Origin of the sequence: Roseibium sp. SCP14 (assembly GCF_040329475.1) — a bacterium.
Lineage (GTDB): Bacteria > Pseudomonadota > Alphaproteobacteria > Rhizobiales > Stappiaceae > Roseibium.
Genome location: NZ_JBDZYH010000002.1, coordinates 1,046,267 through 1,066,667, shown reverse-complemented (window position 1 = coordinate 1,066,667; position 20,401 = coordinate 1,046,267). Strand labels below are relative to the sequence as shown.

General features: G+C 57.9%; 18 protein-coding genes. 14 read left to right on the top strand and 4 right to left on the bottom strand.

Features of this window, described 5'->3' with window-relative positions; genetic code table 11:
• Window positions 1-5: 5 nt before the first annotated feature.
• Window positions 6-1,949: a PAS-domain containing protein gene (locus tag ABLQ08_RS12170; RefSeq protein ID WP_352942298.1), complete on the bottom strand. Its 1,944-nt coding sequence runs from the start codon at window positions 1,947-1,949 to the stop codon at window positions 6-8.
• A 187-nt stretch (window positions 1,950-2,136) separates the two neighbouring features.
• Here ABLQ08_RS12170 and ABLQ08_RS12165 point away from each other — a divergent pair, with 187 nt between their 5' ends.
• The 13 genes from ABLQ08_RS12165 to ABLQ08_RS12105 all read left to right on the top strand — a co-directional run bounded on the left by ABLQ08_RS12165 (window position 2,137) and on the right by ABLQ08_RS12105 (window position 15,855).
• Complete coding sequence (locus ABLQ08_RS12165) at window positions 2,137-2,631, top strand: hypothetical protein (RefSeq protein ID WP_352942295.1); 495 nt, start codon at window positions 2,137-2,139, stop codon at window positions 2,629-2,631.
• A gap of 150 nt (window positions 2,632-2,781) precedes the next feature.
• Entirely contained in the window at window positions 2,782-3,126 is a 345-nt protein-coding gene (locus ABLQ08_RS12160) for a hypothetical protein (RefSeq protein WP_352942292.1), read from the top strand.
• A gap of 1 nt (window position 3,127) precedes the next feature.
• On the top strand, window positions 3,128-4,093 hold the full coding sequence (locus ABLQ08_RS12155) for an esterase (RefSeq protein ID WP_352942289.1): 966 nt from the start codon (window positions 3,128-3,130) through the stop codon (window positions 4,091-4,093).
• Between the two features lie 421 nt (window positions 4,094-4,514).
• Entirely contained in the window at window positions 4,515-6,443 is a 1,929-nt protein-coding gene (locus tag ABLQ08_RS12150) for an AMP-binding protein (RefSeq protein WP_352942286.1), read from the top strand.
• A complete protein-coding gene (locus tag ABLQ08_RS12145; protein WP_352942284.1) occupies window positions 6,440-7,267 on the top strand; it encodes an ABC transporter ATP-binding protein in 828 nt (275 codons plus the stop codon). Before ABLQ08_RS12150 ends, ABLQ08_RS12145 begins: the two co-directional genes overlap by 4 nt.
• Before the next feature lie 14 nt (window positions 7,268-7,281).
• Window positions 7,282-8,235: a branched-chain amino acid ABC transporter permease gene (locus ABLQ08_RS12140; protein ID WP_352942282.1), complete on the top strand. Its 954-nt coding sequence runs from the start codon at window positions 7,282-7,284 to the stop codon at window positions 8,233-8,235.
• 13 nt (window positions 8,236-8,248) lie between these two features.
• Entirely contained in the window at window positions 8,249-9,325 is a 1,077-nt protein-coding gene (locus ABLQ08_RS12135; RefSeq protein ID WP_352942279.1) for a branched-chain amino acid ABC transporter permease, read from the top strand.
• Between the two features lie 109 nt (window positions 9,326-9,434).
• On the top strand, window positions 9,435-10,766 hold the full coding sequence (locus ABLQ08_RS12130) for an ABC transporter substrate-binding protein (protein WP_352942277.1): 1,332 nt from the start codon (window positions 9,435-9,437) through the stop codon (window positions 10,764-10,766).
• Window positions 10,767-10,823: 57 nt separating this feature from the next.
• Entirely contained in the window at window positions 10,824-11,678 is an 855-nt protein-coding gene (locus tag ABLQ08_RS12125; protein ID WP_352942274.1) for an ABC transporter ATP-binding protein, read from the top strand.
• A 25-nt stretch (window positions 11,679-11,703) separates the two neighbouring features.
• Window positions 11,704-12,942 carry a phenylacetate--CoA ligase family protein gene (locus ABLQ08_RS12120; protein WP_352942271.1) on the top strand — a complete coding sequence of 413 codons (1,239 nt, stop codon included), beginning with the start codon at window positions 11,704-11,706 and terminating at the stop codon, window positions 12,940-12,942.
• A 167-nt stretch (window positions 12,943-13,109) separates the two neighbouring features.
• A complete protein-coding gene (gene hemH / locus ABLQ08_RS12115; protein ID WP_352942269.1) occupies window positions 13,110-14,189 on the top strand; it encodes a ferrochelatase in 1,080 nt (359 codons plus the stop codon).
• Between the two features lie 218 nt (window positions 14,190-14,407).
• Window positions 14,408-15,403, top strand: a complete 996-nt coding sequence (locus ABLQ08_RS12110) for an SPFH domain-containing protein (RefSeq protein ID WP_352942267.1) — start codon at window positions 14,408-14,410, stop codon at window positions 15,401-15,403.
• The gene (locus ABLQ08_RS12105; protein ID WP_352942264.1) at window positions 15,400-15,855 is read left to right on the top strand and encodes an NfeD family protein; all 456 of its coding nucleotides are present in this window, start codon (window positions 15,400-15,402) and stop codon (window positions 15,853-15,855) included. Before ABLQ08_RS12110 ends, ABLQ08_RS12105 begins: the two co-directional genes overlap by 4 nt.
• 38 nt (window positions 15,856-15,893) lie before the next feature.
• Here ABLQ08_RS12105 and ABLQ08_RS12100 read toward each other — a convergent pair whose 3' ends face one another.
• The 3 genes from ABLQ08_RS12100 to ABLQ08_RS12090 all read right to left on the bottom strand — a co-directional run bounded on the left by ABLQ08_RS12100 (window position 15,894) and on the right by ABLQ08_RS12090 (window position 18,713).
• A complete protein-coding gene (locus ABLQ08_RS12100; RefSeq protein WP_352942261.1) occupies window positions 15,894-16,748 on the bottom strand; it encodes a flagellar motor protein MotB in 855 nt (284 codons plus the stop codon).
• A gap of 26 nt (window positions 16,749-16,774) precedes the next feature.
• Window positions 16,775-17,542, bottom strand: coding sequence for a motility protein A (locus ABLQ08_RS12095; protein ID WP_352942258.1), 768 nt, complete (start codon window positions 17,540-17,542; stop codon window positions 16,775-16,777).
• Between the two features lie 157 nt (window positions 17,543-17,699).
• Complete coding sequence (locus ABLQ08_RS12090; RefSeq protein WP_352942255.1) at window positions 17,700-18,713, bottom strand: KpsF/GutQ family sugar-phosphate isomerase; 1,014 nt, start codon at window positions 18,711-18,713, stop codon at window positions 17,700-17,702.
• A gap of 192 nt (window positions 18,714-18,905) precedes the next feature.
• Between ABLQ08_RS12090 and ABLQ08_RS12085 the strand changes: the two genes are divergently transcribed.
• On the top strand, window positions 18,906-20,372 hold the full coding sequence (locus ABLQ08_RS12085) for an outer membrane beta-barrel protein (RefSeq protein WP_352942252.1): 1,467 nt from the start codon (window positions 18,906-18,908) through the stop codon (window positions 20,370-20,372).
• Window positions 20,373-20,401 lie beyond the last annotated feature (29 nt).

Here is a 20,401-nt window from a genome sequence, read left to right as displayed (position 1 = left end):
GGTCCTCAAGTGCTCGGAGAGAGAATTTTCTGCAGGGTGTCCGCCAGTTGATCATCTGCAAACGGTTTCGCCAAGACCGGAAATTCACTGTAGTCGTCCTGTCCTGCAAGTGCCGACCAGTCGGCGTAACCGGACATCAGCGCGATGCCGAGATCCTGCCGTTTCCGGCGGATCTCGCGGGCTAGCGCCAGGCCGTTCATCTGCCCCGGCATGATGATGTCGCTGAGCACGCCGCGCAGTTCGGGCAGTTCAAACGCAAGATTGCACGCATCTTCCGCGCTTTCGGCGCGCAGTACCGTGTAGCCGAGATTTTGCAACTGGTCTGTGACCGTGTTGGCGACGTCCGGATCGTCCTCCACGAGAAGAAGGAGTTCGCCGTCACCGCGTTTCAGATCGCCCTGGCATGCCGTCTCAAAGCCGTCGAGGCCTGCCTCGTCAAGCGGCTGGAAAGGCAGGAACAGCGCAAGCCGGGTGCCTTTGCCCGGTTCGCTGTCAACCTTGATCGCGCCGCCGGACTGGTGAATGAAGCCATAGACCATCGAAAGACCGAGGCCGCTGCCGGTGCCGAAGTTCTTGGTGGTGAAAAACGGTTCGAAGATCCGCAGCTTCGTCTCGTCGTCCATGCCGCTGCCGGTGTCTTCCACCGTAACCTGCGCATAAGAACCGGCAGAGAGACCCAGCTCTTCAGCGTCCTGCTTGTCCAGCTCCGTCCTGGAAAGGGAGATGCGGAGCGATCCGCCGTCCGGCATGGCATCGCGGGCGTTGAAGGCAAGGTTGATCAGCGCGGTTTCCATCTGTGTGGGATCGATCCGTGCGCCGATGCCGAAGTCTGACGTTTCGGTTTCCAGGGTGATCGTCGAGGGCAGTGACCCGTCCAGCAACTTGCCGGCGCTTGCGATGATCTGGGCCAGCGAAACAGTCTGCGGGTCGATGGCCTTGCCCCGGCTGAAGGCCAGTAGACGCTGGATCAGGTCCGTTCCCCGCTTGGTTGCTTCCAGCATCGGCGAGAGTTTCCTGTCGAGCGCACTCTTGTCGATCGGATCTTCCATCCGGCTGACGGTCAGGAGATTGCCCATGAGGATCGCGAGCAGGTTGTTGAAGTCATGCGCGAGGCCGCCTGTCAGCTTGCCAACCGCGTCCATACGCTGGGATTGCACCAGCGTTGCCTCTGCCTGTTTCTGGTCGGTTGCGTCCAGCGACAACACGAAGATGCCGAGTGTCCTGCCATCGACCGTCATGTCCGGGATCAGAGTGGAGCGCATGAAGGCGGTGCTGCCGTCGGCGCGTTTGCGCTGATACTCGTAGCTGACCGCCTTGCCTTCGAAGGCCCGTTCGATATGTGGGTGGAGCTCCTTGAAAAGCTCCTCGCCGACGACTTCCGGGGCCGGACGCCCGGCAATGGAGGCAACTGACTGACCGAACCAGTCCGCATAACGACGGTTGGCAAACCGGAACACCGGACCGGGAGACAGATAGGCGATCAGTGCCGGAATGTTGTCGGTGACTAGCCGCAGCCAGTCTTCGCTCTGCCTGAGTGCACGGGTGCGCTCTTCCACCGTGCGTTCCAGCTTCTCCTGACGGCGGCGGTCTTCGGTAACGTCGGAGTAGATTGTCACGAAACCGCCCTGCGGCAGCGGCGTGCCGGAAACGGCGATGATCTGGCCATTTGGCCGAACGCGCTCAAAATAGTGCGGCTCGAACAGCTTCGCCCGTTCGATCCGGCGGGCAATCTTGCCCTCAATGTCGCCAGGCCCGTATTCGCCGCGCTCGGCATTCACCCGGATGAACGCTTCCAGGTGGGAACCACGCCGGATGATCTCCGGCGGCATGTCGAGCATGTCCGACAGTCCCCGGTTCCACGCGACCAGCTTCAGGTCGCTGTCGAATACGGTGAAGCCCTGATTGATGTGATCGAGCGCCGCCTGCATCAGATCAAGCTGCGCCTTCAAGTGCTTTGTTTCCTCCATGGCGGGGAGATTAGATCAAAACTTCCGGAGACTGAACTGGAGAAAAGTAGTCCGATTGGGGGAGGGGGGCTGAATTCGGAAACGTGGACAGCAGAATTGAACTCAACCCATATTGCACATGAGGGAAATGTGTTCTCTGATAGGTTGAAGACTTGCATGGGAGACCGACATGAAACGATTTGGCTTCATTCTCATTTCAATGCTTTTTCCGACTGTCGTGTCCGCGCAGACACCGACTTGCGAACCGTTTGAGATTATCTCGCTTGATGGCCGTGTCGTGACGACACATGACGAAGGCGAAAAAGGCCCCAGCATTGGCGATGTCCGGGTCGGTGAACGCGTCATCGGCGACAAGGACGGGCAGCCGATCGGTGAGGTCCGCTGGAAGATTTCCCTGCTCGATCCCGATCACGAAGGCAAACCTTCCCATAACCTGCTGCGCATGTTCTTCCTGTTCGAAAACGGCAGCATTCTGGCGGACGGCATCCACACGCCCCAAAACGACATGCATGACAGTGCGAAGGTATCGGCACCGAAAACCGAGCTGGTTGTTCTAGGCGGAACAGGTGCCTTCAGGCACGCTCGTGGCGTCATCGACCTCCTGCCGGCTGCCGATGGCAACCCGGAGCATGTTCGTTATGAGGTCGATATTTCCTGCAAGTGATCGCATAGAGAGCTTACGTTTCGCTCTGCGCGAGTAGCCCCGGACTAGTGACCTGCGGTGCGATTTGAGCCTGCATGCCGTGGTTGTGTTAGCCTGCTGTTCGCCTCGTCGCTCTAGCGACCGGGTCTCTTTCAAGGTGAGAATTGCAGCATGCCGATACTCAAGATTTTTTATGACGACAAGCTCGATCCGTCGGTCCGTGCCAACCGGACCCAGATTCAGGAAGGGCTCGAGCGCATTATGCGCGAGGTGCTGCTTGCCGATCCGGATCATTGTCAGGTCATCATGTGCGCATCGGCGCATTGCACGCCAAAGCCTGTCTATGTGGACATGCAGTTTCGGGCCAAGGAACATCGCACGCGTGAGGTTGTGGCACAGGCGATGGACGCGATTGCAGAGGTGATACTGAAGGCTCTTTCTGCAGGTGTGCGCATCCGTGCCTTCGATATCGACCAGGCAATGCTGCATGCCCTGGATATTGAAGGGGAGGGATGAGATGACGGACATGTCGTCCCGATCCGGTGTTCACATCCGCGACATTGGTTGCTTCTTTGCCGGAGGACGCATCGTGACGCTGACCGGTCAGCCGAAGAGGCAGATCCAGGTTGCCAGGAACGGTCCCTCGCGCATGGTCGACATGAACGGCGACTATGTGACCGGCCAGTGCTACGTGCAGTATGTTCGGCATGTGTCTCCGGCTTTCGACGTCCCGGTGATGTTCTGGCATGGCGGTGCCATGACCGGAGTAACCTGGGAAACCACGCCGGACGGGCGTCCGGGGTGGCGCAGTTTCTTCCTGAGTGCCGGGTTCGATACCTATGTCTGCGATGCCATGGAGCGGGGCCGGGCCGGGTGGTCGCCTTATCCCGACATCTACAGTTCCGCTCCCATATTCCGCACCCAGGACGAGGCCTGGTACATGTTTCGGATTGGCGAGCAGGGCTCCTATGCTCATGATCCGCGCAAGCGCAGGTCGTTTCCCGGAAGCCAGTTTCCGATCGAGAGTTTCGATGATTTTGGTGCGCAGCTCGTGCCTCGATGGACGGATCACGGCAGCGAAAGTCTCGAGGCCTACTATGATGCGCTTCGCCGTGTCGGTCCCGTCTGGTTGATTGCCCATAGTCAGGGAGGGAACCTGGCACTCGAAGCCGTTGCATCTCGGCCCGAGCTCTTCAAGGGGGTGATCGTGATCGAACCGGCCGCCGCGCCGCCCGATATGGGAAATGCGCAGAGAGTTCCCCATCTCTTTGTCTGGGGTGACAACATGGAACAGTTGCCGACCTGGGTCGCCTATCGGCAGGTGGTGAAGGACTACATCAAGAAACTTTCGGGGGCTGGCGGACAGGTTGATCTTCTTGACCTTCCGGCCGAGGGCATCCATGGCAATTCCCATCTGCCGATGATGGACAGGAACTGTGAAATCGTTGCAGAGAAAATTCTGTCCTGGATCAAAAGCCAATAGCTAAGCCACAGGAAACATTGAGCATTCGAAACGTTCTTGAGTTGGTCTTTCGCACCTGCAGCGCAAATGAAACAATTCGACATGTTTGACACATATTGCTGAAAATCACCCGGTCTAGCCTTCAATTCAACGGGAATGAGACAGGGATATCGTCTGAAACTTCACAAATTAGCGGTTGAAGGTTCGGGCGGCAGATAGTTTCATACCCGGTGAAAGAACGACCCCTAAAAATTGGGGCGCCTTCCAGATCAGCCCGCCTTTTCACATGACGGTGGCGAGCCGGAACCTGATCGACAAGAGATTTGTAGAGCATCTGGGCTTGCGTTCATCCGGACGCAGGATGCTTTAGGGGAAGAAACGATACATGGTAGGGTCGGCCAGCGCTTCGCCGCGTGGGGAGGACACCTTTCCGAAAATCCTGATGCAGAATGCGAAGGTTTTCGGGTCCCGGACCGCGTTCCGGGAGAAGGATTACGGGATCTGGCAGAGCCGGACCTGGTCCGAGGTGTGTGAGGAAATCCGCGCATTTTCCATCGGGTTGAAAAGTCTCGGTCTGAGTGCCGGGGACAAGGTTGCCATCGTCGGGGCAAACCGGCCACGGCTCTACTGGGCCATGGTTGCGTGCCAGGCGTTGGGAGCTGTGCCCGTGCCTGTCTATTCAGACAGTGTTGCCGAAGAAATGGCCTATGTGCTGGGGCATGCCGAGGTCAAATTTGCTGTCGTTGAAGACCAGGAGCAGGTCGACAAGCTCTTGTCGATGTCGGACGAGGTGCCAAGCCTGACCGACGTCATCTACGACGAGCCGCGCGGGCTGCGGGACTACGATCACACCCATCTGCATGATTATGCCGGCGTGCAGGACAAGGGCCGGAACCTTCTGGCGAAGAACGCCTCGCTCGCGGGCGAATGGGAAAAGGGATTTGCAGGCGGCAAGGGCAGCGACATCGCTGTCATGCTCTATACCTCCGGTACCACCGGCCGGCCGAAGGGCGTCATGCTGTCTTTCGACAATCTGGTGATCTCGGCCAGAAACGCCAATGTGTTCGATCATCTGGATGAAGCCGAGGAAGTGCTCGCCTATCTGCCAATGGCCTGGATCGGTGACCACGTCTTCTCTCTCGCCCAGGCCTTTACCGCCGGTTACTGCGTCAACTGTCCGGAAAGCATGGACACGATAGACACCGACCGGCTTGAGATCGCTCCGACGTACTTCTTCGCACCGCCGCGCGTCTTTGAGAACATGCTGACCCAGATCATGGTCCGCATGGAAGACGCCGGTAAAGCCAAGCGCGCCATGTTCGACTACTTCATGGGCGTTGCGCGCAAGGTGGGCGAGAGGATCCTGAACGGTGAGCAGGTCGGCCTGAAGGACCGGTTGCTCTACAGGCTCGGCGAGTTCTGCGTTTACGGTCCCTTGAAAAACCGCATGGGCCTGACCCGCATGAAAGTCGGCTACACCGCGGGCGAAGCGATCGGACCGGAGATCTTCCAGTTCTACCGGTCGCTCGGGCTCAACCTGAAGCAGCTTTACGGTCAGACGGAAGCCAGCGTTTACATCACGTTGCAGCCCGATGGCGAGATCTTCGGCGACACGGTCGGCAAGCCGGCCCCGGATGTCGAGCTGAAGATCGAGGAGAACGGCGAAGTCATGTACCGTTCGCCGGGTGTCTTTGTCGGCTACTTCAAGAATGATGAGGCAACCGCCAAAACCAAGACGCCCGACGGCTGGGTTCATACCGGCGATGCCGGCATCATTGCCGACAATGGTCATCTGAAGATCATCGATCGGGCCAAGGATGTCGGAAAGCTGAACAACGGCTCGCTGTTCGCACCGAAATATATCGAGAACAAGCTGAAGTTCTTCCCGAACATCAAGGAAGCGGTCGCTTTCGGACACGAACGGGACATGGCTGCGGTGTTCATCAACATCGACCTGACGGCTGTCGGGTCCTGGGCGGAACGCAACAACGTCAATTATGCATCCTACCAGGAGCTGGCCGCCAATCCGGACGTCTATGCGATGATCGAGAGCCATGTCGATCAGGTCAACAAGGACCTGTCGCAGGAGCCGATGATGGCGGGCGCCCAGATCAAGCGCTTCCTGATCCTGCACAAGGAGCTGGACGCGGATGACGGTGAACTGACCCGGACGCAGAAGGTCCGCCGGTCATTCATCGCAGAGCGGTATGCGCCACTGATCGAAGCGCTCTATGACGGCTCGACATCCAAGCACGTTCGCACGGAAGTGACCTTCGAGGACGGCCGCAAGGGCGCCATCGAGGCAACGGTCGAGATCCGGGACATGAACGCCTATGCCGCGGACAAGGGCATTCAGGAGGCTGCCGAATGAACGCCTTTGTAACTGACAAGACGCTTTCTCCTGCCGGAAGTGCAGACGAGGCAGAGCGCGAAGAGCTGCTGCGCGTAGATAACGTGTCGCTGTCCTTTGGCGGGGTCAAAGCGATCACCGACATTTCGTTCAACATCCTGAAAGGTGAGATCCGGGCGATCATCGGACCGAACGGTGCCGGTAAAACGTCGATGCTCAACGTGATCAACGGCTTTTATCACCCGCAGGAGGGGACCATCACCTGGCAGGGCAAGGTCCGTCGCAAGATGAAGCCTTACGAGGCGGCCAGCAATGGAATCGCCCGTACCTTCCAGAACGTGGCGCTGTTCAAGGGCATGACCACGCTCGACAACATCATGTCGGGCCGGTCGTTGAAAATGCACCGGAACTTCTTCTGGCAGGTCTTGTGGCGTGGTCCGGCGGAACAGGAAGAAATCGAACATCGCCGGAAAGTGGAAGACATCATCGACTTCCTGGAGATCCAGGCAATCCGCAAGACGCCCGTGGGGCGTCTTCCCTACGGGTTGCAAAAGCGTGTCGAGCTTGGCCGGGCGCTTGCCATGGAGCCGGACCTGCTTCTGCTCGATGAGCCTATGGCCGGTATGAACCTGGAAGAAAAAGAAGACATGAGCCGGTTCATTCTCGACGTGAATCAGGAATTCGGCACAACGATTGCCCTGATCGAACACGACATGGGCGTTGTCATGGACCTCTCCGACCGTGTGGTTGTGCTCGACTACGGCAAGAAAATCGCGGACGGCCCGCCCGATGAAGTGCAGGCCAGCCAGGCCGTGATCGACGCTTATCTCGGTGTGAGTCACTAAGGAGGGACAAGGACATGCTATACGACATTTTCATCGATCCCTTCGTGCAGATGTACGATATGCCGGACTTCTTCCTGCAGGTTCTGTGGGAAGGTTTCGTCGCCGGGATTCTCTATGCGCTGATCGCACTCGGGTTCGTTCTGATCTTCAAGGCCTCCGGCGTCTTCAATTTCGCGCAGGGCATCATGGTGGTGTTTGCCGGTCTGACGCTGGTCGGCCTCAATGAAAACGGCGTGCCGGCGTATCTGGCATTGGCGCTGACCATCGTTGCCATGGGCGTATTGGCCTATGGGGTGGAGCGGGTTGTCATGCGGCCGCTCGTCAACCAGCCCGACATCATTCTCCTGATGGCGACCATCGGTCTGACCTATTTCCTGATCGGTTTCGGCGAATTCGTCTTCGGCGGTGAACCGAAACAGATGATCACGGAACAACTCGGCCTGCCGACGGGATCGACGGCCATTGAAATGGGTGAGCGCGGGTTGATCATCCTGCAGCATATCGACATCGCGGCAGCCGTTATCGCGGTGATCATGGTGACGGCGCTCGGGATCTTCTTCAACAAGACCAGGATCGGCCGTGCGCTGCGAGCGGTGGCGGACGATCACCAGGCTGCGCTGTCGGTCGGCATCTCACTCAACCAGATCTGGGCCATCGTCTGGTTCGCGGCAGGCCTGGTGGCGCTGGCGACAGGCATCATGTGGGGTGCGAGATCCGATGTGTCCTTCGCGCTGGAAATCGTCGCCTTCAAGGCGTTGCCGGTTCTGATCCTGGGCGGATTTACGTCCATCCCAGGCGCCATTGTCGGCGGTTTGATCATCGGCTTCGGCGAGAAGATCGGCGAGCTTTACTGGGGCGGCCTGGTCGGCGGCGGCATCGAGTCGTGGCTTGCCTACATCATCGCCCTGATCTTCCTGCTGTTCCGGCCCCAAGGCCTCTTCGGCGAACGTATCATCGAGCGGATTTAAGGATCTAGCGCCCATGTTTTATCGCGAAGCTGGCCAATTCAAGACAAGCTACAAGGCGGATCAGGCGCTCATGCCGATCCTGCAGGACCGGATCGGTCTGACGGTCATCCTGGTTGTTGCCTTTGTCGTCATCCCGGCCTTTGCCAATGACTTCTTTCTCACCTCCATCATGATCCCGTTCCTGGTGTTCTCGCTGGCAGCGATCGGTCTGAACGTGCTGACCGGGTTCTGTGGGCAGCTGTCTCTTGGAACCGGCGCGTTCATGGGGGTAGGGGCCTATGCGGCCTACAAGCTGACGACCATCTTTCCGGACGCCAACGTCATCGTGATGGTGCTGCTGTCAGGTGTGTTCTCGGCGGCCATCGGGGCCGTGTTCGGCCTGCCGAGCCTGCGCATCAAGGGGCTCTATCTGGCGGTGACCACCCTGGCGGCACAGTTCTTCCTGGAATGGTGCTTCATCCGCATCCCGTGGCTTTACAACTACAATGCCTCCGGTGCGATCGAAGTCCCGCACCGTGAAGCCTTTGGTGTCGTTGTCTCCGGTGCGGAGGCCACCCCGATCGTGCGCTACTTCATCGTGCTCAGCATCACGGTCCTGATCGCTTACCTGATGGCCAATGTCCTGCGCGGACGGATCGGCCGGTCCTGGATGATGATCCGCGACATGGATATTGCCGCCGAGCTGATGGGTATCCGTCCGCTTCAGACCAAGCTGATGGCTTTCGCGGTGTCGTCCTATATCTGTGGCGTTGCCGGCGCGATGATGGTGTTCTTCTGGCTGAACGCCGCCGAACCTTCATCCTATTCGATCTCGCTATCTTTCCAGATCCTGTTCATGGTGATCCTTGGCGGACTGGGCAGCCTCGGCGGAGCCTTCATGGGTGCGGCGTTCATCTGGATCCTGCCGGTCTTCCTGAAATTCATTCCGGGTGTGCTCGGTATCGATCTGGCGGCTGAAACGGTTGAACACGTAACCTTCATGATCGTCGGCGCACTGATCATCTTCTTCCTGATTGTCGAGCCGCACGGTTTCGCAAGGCTGTGGCAAATCGGGAAGCAAAAGCTCAGGGTCTGGCCGTTCCCGTACTAGGAACACGGATCCTTTGAACCCGCCATCCGGAAAGTGGACCGATCCGGGGAGGAATGGCGCAACAGGTCTGGCGGTGCCGGATGGTCCGGGGCCGCATGGGAGGAGAAATATGAAGAGCATAAAGCAACTTGCGCTGGGAACCGCTGTTGCAGCCGGGGTCGCCCTTTCGGGCCTCGCGACAACAGCAGCTCAGGCAGAAGATACCAACTATGTTCCGCTGTTGACCTACCGGACCGGTCCGTTTGCAGCTTCCGGCATTCATATTGCCAACGGCATGCACGACTATCTGCAGATGCTCAACGAGCGCGACGGCGGTATCGGCGGCGTCAAGCTGGAGCTGGAAGAATGTGAAACCGGCTACAACGCGCAAAAGGGCGTTGAGTGCTACGAAGCCACCAAAGGCAAGGGCGCGCTGGTCTACAATCCGTATTCCACCGGTATCACCCTTCAGCTGATCCCGAAGGCAGGCGTCGACAAGATCCCGGTGCTTTCCATGGGTTACGGCCTGTCCGCCGCGGCGGTCGGCTCCACCTTCCCGTGGGTCTTCAACGTGCCGGACACCTATTGGGACGGCGCGTCCGTGGTCATCAAATACATCGGTGAGCAGGAAGGCGGACTTGAGAACCTGAAGGGCAAGAAGATCGGCTACATCTTCCTGGATGCCGGATATGGTCGTGAGCCGATCCCGCTTCTGGAACAGCTGGCCGAAAAATACGGCTTCGAGCTGCTGCAGTATCCGGTCGGCGTCAAGGAAATGCAGAATCAGTCCTCACAGTGGCTGAACGTGCGTCGTGACCGTCCGGACTACATGGTGATGTGGGGCTGGGGCGCAATGAACCCGACCGCGATCAAGGAAGCCGTGAAGATTCGCTTCCCGATGGACAAGTTCATCGGCGTCTGGTGGTCCGCCGGCGATGACGATGCTGCAGCTGGCGGCGAAGGAGCCAAGGGCTACAAGGCCATGAACTTCTCCGGTGTCGGCCGTGACTTCCCAGCTCTCGACGACATTGAAAAATACGTCGTTGGTGCAGGTCTTTCGTCCACGGACGCGGAAACCATTGGCAGCACGCTCTACAACCGCGGCGTTCTCAACTCGGTCATCATCGCCGAGGGCATCCGGACCGCACAGGAGCTGACCGGCAAGAAGGCGATCACCGGTGAGGACATGCGCATGGGTCTTGAAGCCCTGAACCTGGACGAAGCCCGCCTGAAGGAACTGGGTCTTGCCGGTTTTGCGCATCCGATGAAGGTCACCTGCGACGACCATTCCGGCAGCAACCCTGTCTTCATTCAGGAGTGGGACGGCAAGAAGTGGCGTCAGGCATCGGGTTGGATCGAGCCGATGACCGACCTCGTTCGCCCGCTGCTTGAGCAGGCCGCTGCGGAATACGCTGAGAAAAACGCGCCGTGGCCGGCGCGCACCGAACCCTGCCCGAACTGATAGGCAGTCCGCTCCATCGCGCATCAGGCGCGGTGGAGCCTCTCAGGAGAGTATGGAATGGCATTACTGGATGTAGAACAACCCGGTTCGGAACGTGCAGCCGAAGCTGCGGAAACGATCCTGTCGGTCAATAATATCGAGGTCATCTACGATCACGTGATCCTCGTCCTGAAAGGCGTGTCGCTGACAGTACCGAAGGGCGGGATCGTGGCTCTGCTGGGCGCGAATGGTGCCGGCAAGACGACAACGCTGAAGGCTGTTTCCAATCTGCTCGGCGCCGAACGCGGTGAAGTTACCAAGGGCAAGATCCTGTTCGACGGGGAAGAGGTGCAGGCACTGTCTCCGAATGATCTGGTCCGCCGGGGTTGCATTCAGGTGATGGAGGGGCGGCATTGTTTCGGTCACCTGTCCATTGAAGAGAATTTGCTGACGGGTGCTTATACCCGGAAGGACGGTCATTCTGCTGTGAAGGCCGACCTTGAGATGGTCTACAACTATTTCCCGCGCCTTCGTGAGCGGCGCCAAAGCCAGGCGGGCTATACGTCAGGCGGCGAGCAGCAGATGTGCGCCATCGGCCGTGCGCTGATGAGTCGTCCGAAAATGATCCTGCTTGATGAACCCAGCATGGGGCTTGCCCCCCAGCTTGTGGAAGAGATTTTCGAAATCGTTCGTCAGCTGAACGAGAAGGAAGGGGTTTCCTTCCTGCTGGCGGAGCAGAACACCAATGTCGCTCTGAAATACGCGACTTACGGTTACATCCTCGAATCAGGTCGCATCGTTCTGGACGGTGACGCCAAGGCTCTGCGGGAAAACGAGGATGTGAAGGAATTCTATCTGGGCGTTGGCGGTGAAGGCCGCCGTTCGTTCCGGAACGTCAAACACTACAAGCGAAGGAAGCGCTGGCTGGCCTGAGGGGCCGCAACAGGCGGAGACGACCATGAGCGACAATCAGTTTGATGCGCGCGAGCGGCAAGATCCCGCTCAGCGCGAACAGGATCTTTTTGCCAGATTGCCGGATTTGCTGGCGCATGCGACCTCGAAATCGTCCGCGTGGGCCGAGCATCTGGAAGGGCGCGACATTGGTGCGGTCAAGGACAGGCACGCTCTTGCCGCTTTGCCCATGTTGAGAAAGTCCGACCTTTTGAACAAGCAGAAGGCAAAGCCTCCATTCGGTGGCTATCTGGCCGGTGACCTGTCCGAGGCGGCCCGTGTTTTTATGTCGCCCGGTCCGATCTGGGAGCCGCAGGCACCCGGTCTTGACCCCTGGAACGGAGCCCGCAGTCTCTTTGCTGCCGGGTTCAGAAAAGGAGACATTGTTCTCAATGCATTCTCTTACCACCTGACACCTGGGGGCTTCATCCTTGATCAGGGGGCAATTGCGCTTGGCTGCACCGTCTTCCCGGCAGGTGTCGGCAATACGGACACGCAGGTTGAAGCGGTCGAGGTTCTGAAGCCGACCGCGTTTGTCGGAACGCCCGACTATCTGAAGATCCTCCTGGACCGGGGGCGGGAACAAGGCCGTGATATCTCCTCCATCAAAAAAGCCCTGGTTTCCGGCGGCGCCTTGTTCCCGTCCCTCCGCAAGGAATACGAGGACCAGGGAATTCAGGTCGGCCAGTGCTATGCAACGGCGGATCTCGGCGTGATTGCCTACGAGACCGAGGTCAGGGAAGGCATGGTCGTCAACGAGGACTACATCGTGGAGATCGTGAGGCCGGGTACCGGCGAACCTGTTGCCGACGGCGAAGTCGGGGAACTGGTTGTTACCAACTTCAACAGCCTCTATCCGCTGATCCGGTTTGCCACGGGGGACCTGTCGAAGATCATTCCGGGACAATCTGCCTGCGGACGGACGAACATGCGGCTTGCAGGCTGGATGGGCCGGGCCGATCAGCGCACCAAGGTGAAAGGTATGTTCATCGACCCTGCGCAGATTGCGCAGATCGTCGCTGCCCATCCGGAGGTGACGAAGGCGCGTCTTGCTGTCAGCAGGCGAGGCGAAACGGATGCCATGACGCTCTCTGTCGAGACGGAAGGAACGGAAAACGGTCTTTCAGAGCGCGTTGCGGCGACATTGAGAGAAATCACGCGCCTCAAGGGAGATGTTGAACTTGTGCCTGCGGGTGCACTTCCAAATGACGGCAAGGTGATCGCGGACGAACGGGAATACGGATAATTCGAACACAGCGAGGTCCAAAATCCTGTTTTGAGCTTCAACAGGCATGAATAAACGGGTGATCTGCCGGTTTTCTTGAACGTATGGACTATGCCGCATTGGCCTAGCTGCCTGCTTGGCTTATGTAGTGCGGCAGAAGAAGAAAAGCGCAAGGACCGACCCAGCCCATGACCGTTCAACCGACCGCGCCCATCGCCTCTGATCAGGCTGCGGAATTCAGCAAGATTAAATTGCCGGAAGGACACCCTCCGGCAAAGAGCGGCAAGGTTGGTGTGCTGCTGGTCAATCTTGGGACACCGGATGCGACCGACTACTGGCCGATGCGCCGGTACTTGCGGGAATTCCTGTCCGACAAGCGTGTCATCGAATGGCCTCGCGCGATCTGGTATCCGATCCTCTATGGCATCGTGTTGATGACGCGTCCGGGTAAGTCCGGAAAGGCCTATGATGAAATCTGGAACCACGAGAAGAACGAATCGCCGCTTCGCACCATCACCCGGAGCCAGTCCGACAAACTTGTGCAGATGCTTGGGGAAGACAGCGGCCGGCTCAAGGTCGACTGGGCCATGCGCTATGGTCAGCCCTCAATTCCGGACAAGCTGAAAGCGCTGAAAGACGAGGGGTGCGACCGGATTCTGGTGTTCCCGCTTTACCCGCAGTATTCGGCAACGACGACTGCAACGGTAAACGACGTTGTCTGCAAGACGCTCCTGGACATGCGGTGGCAACCGGCAATCCGGACCGTGCCGCCATATCATGACGATCCTGTCTATGTGAACGCACTGGCAAAATCAGTCGAGCAGCATCTCGAAAGCCTCGACTTCGAGCCGGACGTTGTCCTCACGTCCTATCACGGCATTCCGCAATCCTATTTCAAGAAGGGCGATCCCTATCACTGCCACTGCATGAAAACGACGCGCCTGATGCGTGATGTGCTTGGCTGGAGCAAGGACAAACTGCGCGTGACCTTTCAATCGCGGTTCGGACCTGAGGAATGGTTGCAGCCCTATACCGACAAGACCGTCGAACAACTCGCAAAAGACGGCGTGAAGAATGTTGCTGTCATGAATCCGGGTTTCGTGGCCGATTGCCTGGAGACACTGGAAGAAATTGCCGGAGAGGCCGGTGAGATCTTCGAAGAAAACGGTGGCGAAAACTTCAGCCATATTCCCTGCCTGAATGACAGTGAGCTCGGAATGGATGTCATTGCCCACATCGTCCGCCGTGAACTTGGCGGCTGGGTCTGATCGACTTGCAAGTCGATGTTAAGGATGGCAGGGAAATGTTCTCGTAAGTAGTGACGCGGGTCTCCATATTTTAAGGGTCTGTTTTGAATTGCTACCGGATACATAAGCGTATCGGGAAGCACTTCTGTGCGTATGGCGATAGCGCTGGATCAGCTGATTGAAACAGCGCATAGTTGCCGCGCGATTCAGGGCAGACCCAAACATTGCGGGAGACATTCATGCCAATTGATGGACTTACGGGATTTGATATCTTCCTGATCGGCCTTCTGGTGCTGGTCATTCTCATTTTCTTTGCGGGGGTCAAGACCGTACCCCAGGGCTACAATTATACGATTGAGCGATTTGGCAGATATCGCAAAACATTGGCACCAGGACTGAATTTCATCATCCCGTTTGTCGACAGGATCGGTCACAAGCTGAACATGATGGAGCAGGTTCTTGACGTTCCCTCCCAGGAAGTCATTACCCGGGACAATGCCACCGTCACGGCCGACGGTGTCACCTTCTATCAGGTGCTTGACGCTGCACGTGCCGCTTACGAAGTTCTTGGGCTGCAGAATGCCATCTTGAACCTGACCATGACCAACATCCGTTCGGTCATGGGGTCCATGGATCTGGATAATCTTCTGTCCAACCGCGATGAAATCAACGCGCAGATCCTGCGGGTGGTCGATGCGGCGGCGGAGCCCTGGGGCATCAAGATCACTCGTATCGAAATCAAGGACATTAATCCGCCGCGCGACCTGGTCGATGCCATGGCACGGCAGATGAAGGCCGAGCGTGAAAAACGCGCCTCCATTCTCGAAGCTGAAGGGAAACGGCAATCGGAAATCCTGAAAGCGGAAGGCGAAAAACAGTCGCTCATTCTGGAAGCCGAAGGCCGCCGCGAATCAGCATTTCGCGACGCCGAGGCGCGTGAGCGAGAGGCGGAAGCCGAGGCCAAGGCTACCCAGATGGTGAGTGCGGCGATTGCTGCCGGCGACGTTCAGGCGATCAACTACTTCGTTGCCAACAAATATGTTGAGGCCTTCAAGGAGCTGGCGACGTCGCGCAATCAGAAGACCCTTATCCTGCCCATGGAAGCCACGTCGTTGCTCGGTGCTTTGAGCGGTATCGGGGAGATTGCCAAGGAAGCCTTCGGTGACGAGGCCAAAGCGGGGCGAACGGCGTCCCGGATTCCCGATACAGGTCCTTCGAATGGAGGCAATACGTGAGCTTGATTGAAAGCACTATCGCAGCGCTCGGGCCCTGGAGCTGGTTCGTTCTGGGGCTCATCCTGCTGGGTCTGGAGATCCTGGCTCCAGGCACCATTTTCCTGTGGTTCGGTCTTTCGGCTCTGGTTGTCGGTGTTGTCGCGCTGACACTTGGACTTTCCTGGCAGGTTCATGTCGCCCTGTTTCTGGTCCTGTCGCTCGTCAGCTTGCTCATCGGCCGGCGCATGATGGTGCGGATGGCTTCGGAAAAAGGCGATCCTGGTCTGAACAAGCGCGGCAGCCGCTACATCGGCCGGGAGTTTACTCTGGCGACCCCCTTGAATGAAGGTGCCGGAAATCTCTCGATCGATGACACGATCTGGCGGATCACCGGTCCGGACCTGCCGGCGGGCACGAAAGTGCGCGTGGAGGCAATCGATGGCGCCAGGCTGGTTGTCTCCCCGGTCGATTGAGGCGGGATCAATATGCTGAACCGGCCCACCGGTACCGATCAGGGTTTGTGGCCCGGCGGGATCGGTGGTTCTTCTGCCATTAGCAGAATTCCGACACGTCTGTTCGCTGCAAGGTAAGGATCATTCGGAAAGAGCGGTTCCGTGTCCGCTTTGCCGACGACTGCGAAGAACTGATCTTCCGGAACGCCATACTCTGCAAGAATCTGCCGGGCTATGTTGGCGCGTTCACTTGAAAGATCCCAGCCGGTGTAACTCGGGTTCGTGGTAGGACGTCCCGCCGTTGTGTGTCCGGTAATTTCAATGCGATTTGGCATCTGTGCCAGGACCGGTGCCATTTTTGCGATCAGGCGGCGCGTAGTCTCGTAAGGGTATTTGGACCCTTCCCTGAACATCGAGCGACCGTCCTGATCGACCAGCATGATGTTCAGGCCCTCGTCGGATTCCTCCAGAATGATGTTGCTGGAGATCTCCGTGATTTCAGGCATCTCCTGCCAGGCCTGGCGCAGCGATGCCGCAGCTGTTGCAAATTGACGAGGCTTTTCGATGTCCGCTTCCAGCGTGTCGTTGGTATTGGCTTCCGGTCCTTGCTTGCGTCTTTTTTCGTGACGCTCCTGTGCAAAGTCGGAGTCCATTTCCTGTTCGACCTGACTGATGTCCTTCATGTAATCGCGGATCGGGATGCCTTCGACTTCGATAATGCCGGTCTTGCGGGAACTGTCCTTCACACCGAAAGCTTCGCGCATGGAACCGGCAACGACCTGCAGCTTTTCCTTGTCCTGAATGGAGAAGGAAATGATCAGAACGAAGAAACAGACGAGCAGGGACATAAGGTCCGCGAAGGTCACAAGCCAATCGGGAGCTCCGCCGCCACCTTGCTGTTTTTTCTTTGCCATCGTCTGTCGTCCGGTTTTTCTTTGCGCTAGGCGGCTTCTGCAAGATCAGCGCGTGCTTTTTCCGGCAGGTATGCCACCAGCATTTCCTTGATGAGGGCAGGGCTCTTGGATTCTCTGATCTGGCAGACACCGTCGATGATCAGGGTCTGGTTCAGCTCATCGACATCGAACTTGGCATCGAGCTTGTCCACCAATGGCAAGCAGATGATGTTCGAGACCAATGCGCCATAAAGTGTCGTCAAAAGCGCAACAGCCATGGAAGGGCCGATCGCCGCCGGGTCATCCATGTTTGCAAGCATCTGCACCAGACCGACGAGCGTGCCGATCATGCCGAAGGCGGGGGCAGAATCACCAAGCGCCTTGAAGACGCGCTTTCCTTCGGACAGGCGGGACAGCTGCAGATCGCGTTCGCGTTCCATCGCCTCCCGAATGAATTCAAGCTCATAGCCGTCGGCAATGTACTGAACCCCCTTGGCCAGCACCGGGTCGGAAACGTCGACATTTTCCAGACCCAGCGGTCCGGACTTGCGAACGATTTCACCCAGGTTGGTGATTTCCGAAATCAGGTCACGCGGCGAAGCGTTCCTGCCCGCCAGTGCAACTTTGAAGCCGGTGACGAAAGCGGTCGCGATGTCGGAAAGCTGAAAGCGGATCAGGGTGGCGGCCAGACCGCCACCGATAACGATCAGCATCGAAGGCACGTCAATGAACTGACCAAAACTGCCGCCGAGGAAAATAGCGGTCGTAACAATGCCGAACGCACCAAGAATGCCGATTAGGGTCGCCAGATCCATTCTGTACACACACCAAGGTTTGCGGCCTCAGGCCGGTGAAACTTTGGTGCAGTTTAAATGCGTTAAGGCTAATCAAATCCTAATGACGCGGATCATCTCTTTCAGGAAAGACACTTTTTCCTGATCCGGCGCAATAGAAGCGGGAACGGGCCCTGGGTCAGGCGGCACCGATCCTCAGCAAGTCATGAAGGTGGACAATGCCGACCGGATGTCCATCCTCGATCACGAACACCGAGGTAATCGAAAGGCTGTTGACGAGTTCAAGGATCGAAGCGGACAACGTGTCCGGTGAAACGGTCTTCGGCGACGGCGTCATGATCTCGCCTGCCGTCTTGTCCAGAAGGTTGGAAGAGACGTGCCGGCGCAAGTCACCGTCGGTAATGATGCCGATGAGCTGCTTGAGTTCGTCAACGACACCCAGCACACCGAAGCCCCGCTGCGTCATCAAGACGATGCCTTCGCTCATGGGAGCAGTGACGGAGACCAGCGGCATCCGCTCACCGCTGTGCATGATATCCTTGGCCGATTTCAGGCTTGCACCAAGTCTGCCGCCGGGGTGGAAAACACGAAAATCCTGCGCCGTGAAGCCACGCCCTTCGAGGAGCGCAACCGCAAGAGCGTCGCCGATGGCCAATTGGGCCAGAGCGGACGAAGTGGGGGCGAGCCCGTGCGGGCAGGCTTCTGCAACACTCGGCAGCTTCAAGACGATATCTGCGGCTTTACCAAGTGTGCTGTCCTGACGGGATGTGATCGCGACGAGAGGAACCTTAAAACGGCGCGAATAATTGACAATGCTGGCCAGCTCCTGGGTCTCCCCGGACCAGGACAGCGCCAGAACCACGTCGTGTTCGGTGACCATGCCAAGGTCGCCGTGGCTGGCTTCGCTCGCGTGAACAAAGAACGAGGGTGTGCCCGTCGACGCAAGGCTGGCGGCGATCTTCGTGCCGATGTGTCCGCTTTTGCCGATGCCCGTGATAATGACCCGGCCCCGGCTGTTCTGAATGAGTTCGCAGGTTTGCCGGAACGGGCTGCCAAGTCCGTCCTTCAAGGCTGCTCTGACAGCACTCAATCCCGCAATTTCCGTTTCAAGCGTTCTTTCCGCCGACACCAGCCACTTGGAGGCTGCATTTGTGTCATCTTCGGAACTGGGATCAAGCAATGGATTGGCCATGGGACATTTCTTAAATTTCAGGAGTGCCTAGGACTAGGCCACTCCTTCTCGAGGATCAAGAAGACGTGATGCATTAAAAGGATTAAATTTGGCAAGTTTTTGCTGCCTGTCAATTTGCGAGAAAGAAACGAAGGATTAACCATCATTCGTCAGTTTGAACCGGATCAAGATTTCGACCGGTTCTGGAAGTAAATGCGCCGCATCGTGCACCTGATAGTCTGTCTCGCCGCCATGCAGGCCACCCTTGCGGCTGCGCAAACGGCTGTTTCAGATCTGAGGGGAACAGGTGATCCGGATAGCGCGCTCACCTCAGCCGGCGCGTCGGATCAACGTGCAGATGATGGACAGGTTAACCCCACGCAATCAAACGTGTTTTCTCTCAGGCAGACGTTGAATTCGGCAGAGGTGGAAACAGGCTCTAGCGGACTTGGCACCGATGGCAGAGTTGCTCCGGTGCGCCCGTTTTCGGACCGAATTGCTGCCGTAAGTCGATCACAACCTCTGTCAGGTCCGGGAATTGACGACAGCGTCTTTGGTGGCGACACGACATTTGACAGGCCGGAAGGCATCCGGCTCGGATCCTTTACCTTCACGCCGCAACTGGGTTTGTCCACAGGCTGGACGGACAACACGTCGCAATCGGCCTCGGGAACCTCTGGTTCCCTTTATCGGATATCCCCTGACCTGTCTTTGAGTTCGGATTGGGTTCGACACCAGTTCGACGCTTCCTTCCGCGGCACTTACACCGGTTATCCGCAGAACTCGGATGACAATGATGGCACAGTTGCTGCGGCTGCAAACCTGCGCCTTGACGTCAGCGAAGCAACACAGGTGACAACAGGTGTGGCTTATTCCTACACCAGAGAGGAAGACGGCAGCGCTGAATCAAGCTCCGGAACGGACCATGTCCAGCAGCTTTCCGGCAGCTTGCGGGGGATTCGGCGTGTCGGGCTTGTGGCTGCTACCGCTTCATTGGGAGCCGATCGCAGTGTTTACACATCCGACGGCGGTACTTCGGAAAGTGGCCGCGACAACACACTTTATTCGGCGGGGTTGAGGCTTGACGGCAACGCTGGCGGCGTCTTGTCGCCCTTTGTCGAAGGCGCGCTGCTGCTGCGCCGCTACGACGACACCTGCAGTGACAGCATTTGCGAAAAGCGCAATGCCAACGGTTATCAGCTCAGCGGCGGAGTGACGATTGCCTCCGGTCCAAAAGTGACCGGTGAACTTGGTGTCGGCTGGCGGATCGAGGATGTGGAGGACGGCCGCCTGGACAATCTGTCCGGCTTGATCGTTGATGGATCTCTCGTCTGGTCTCCCAGCCGTCTGACCACCGTGACGGCAGGCGTTGGAACCCGCTTCGAAGCAACGGATATCGATGGTTCCAGCGGATCGATCATCTATTCCGGCGACATCAGGCTCGCTCATGCCTTTAGCGATCGTTTCGTCGGTGAAACCGGGCTCGGCTACAGCTTTCGCAACTATGAAGGTGTTTCCATTCAAGAAAATACTTTGAGCGGTTTCGGCGGGCTGACTTTCGCCCTGACCCAGAACGTGGCTCTCACCGCCAATTATACCCATCGACGCTTCGACAGTTCCCAAGATGGAAGCGACTACACGGAAAACTCAGTTGAAGCAGGTCTTCGCTTCCGGCATTAACTATACGGTAACCTGAACAAATCATTCAT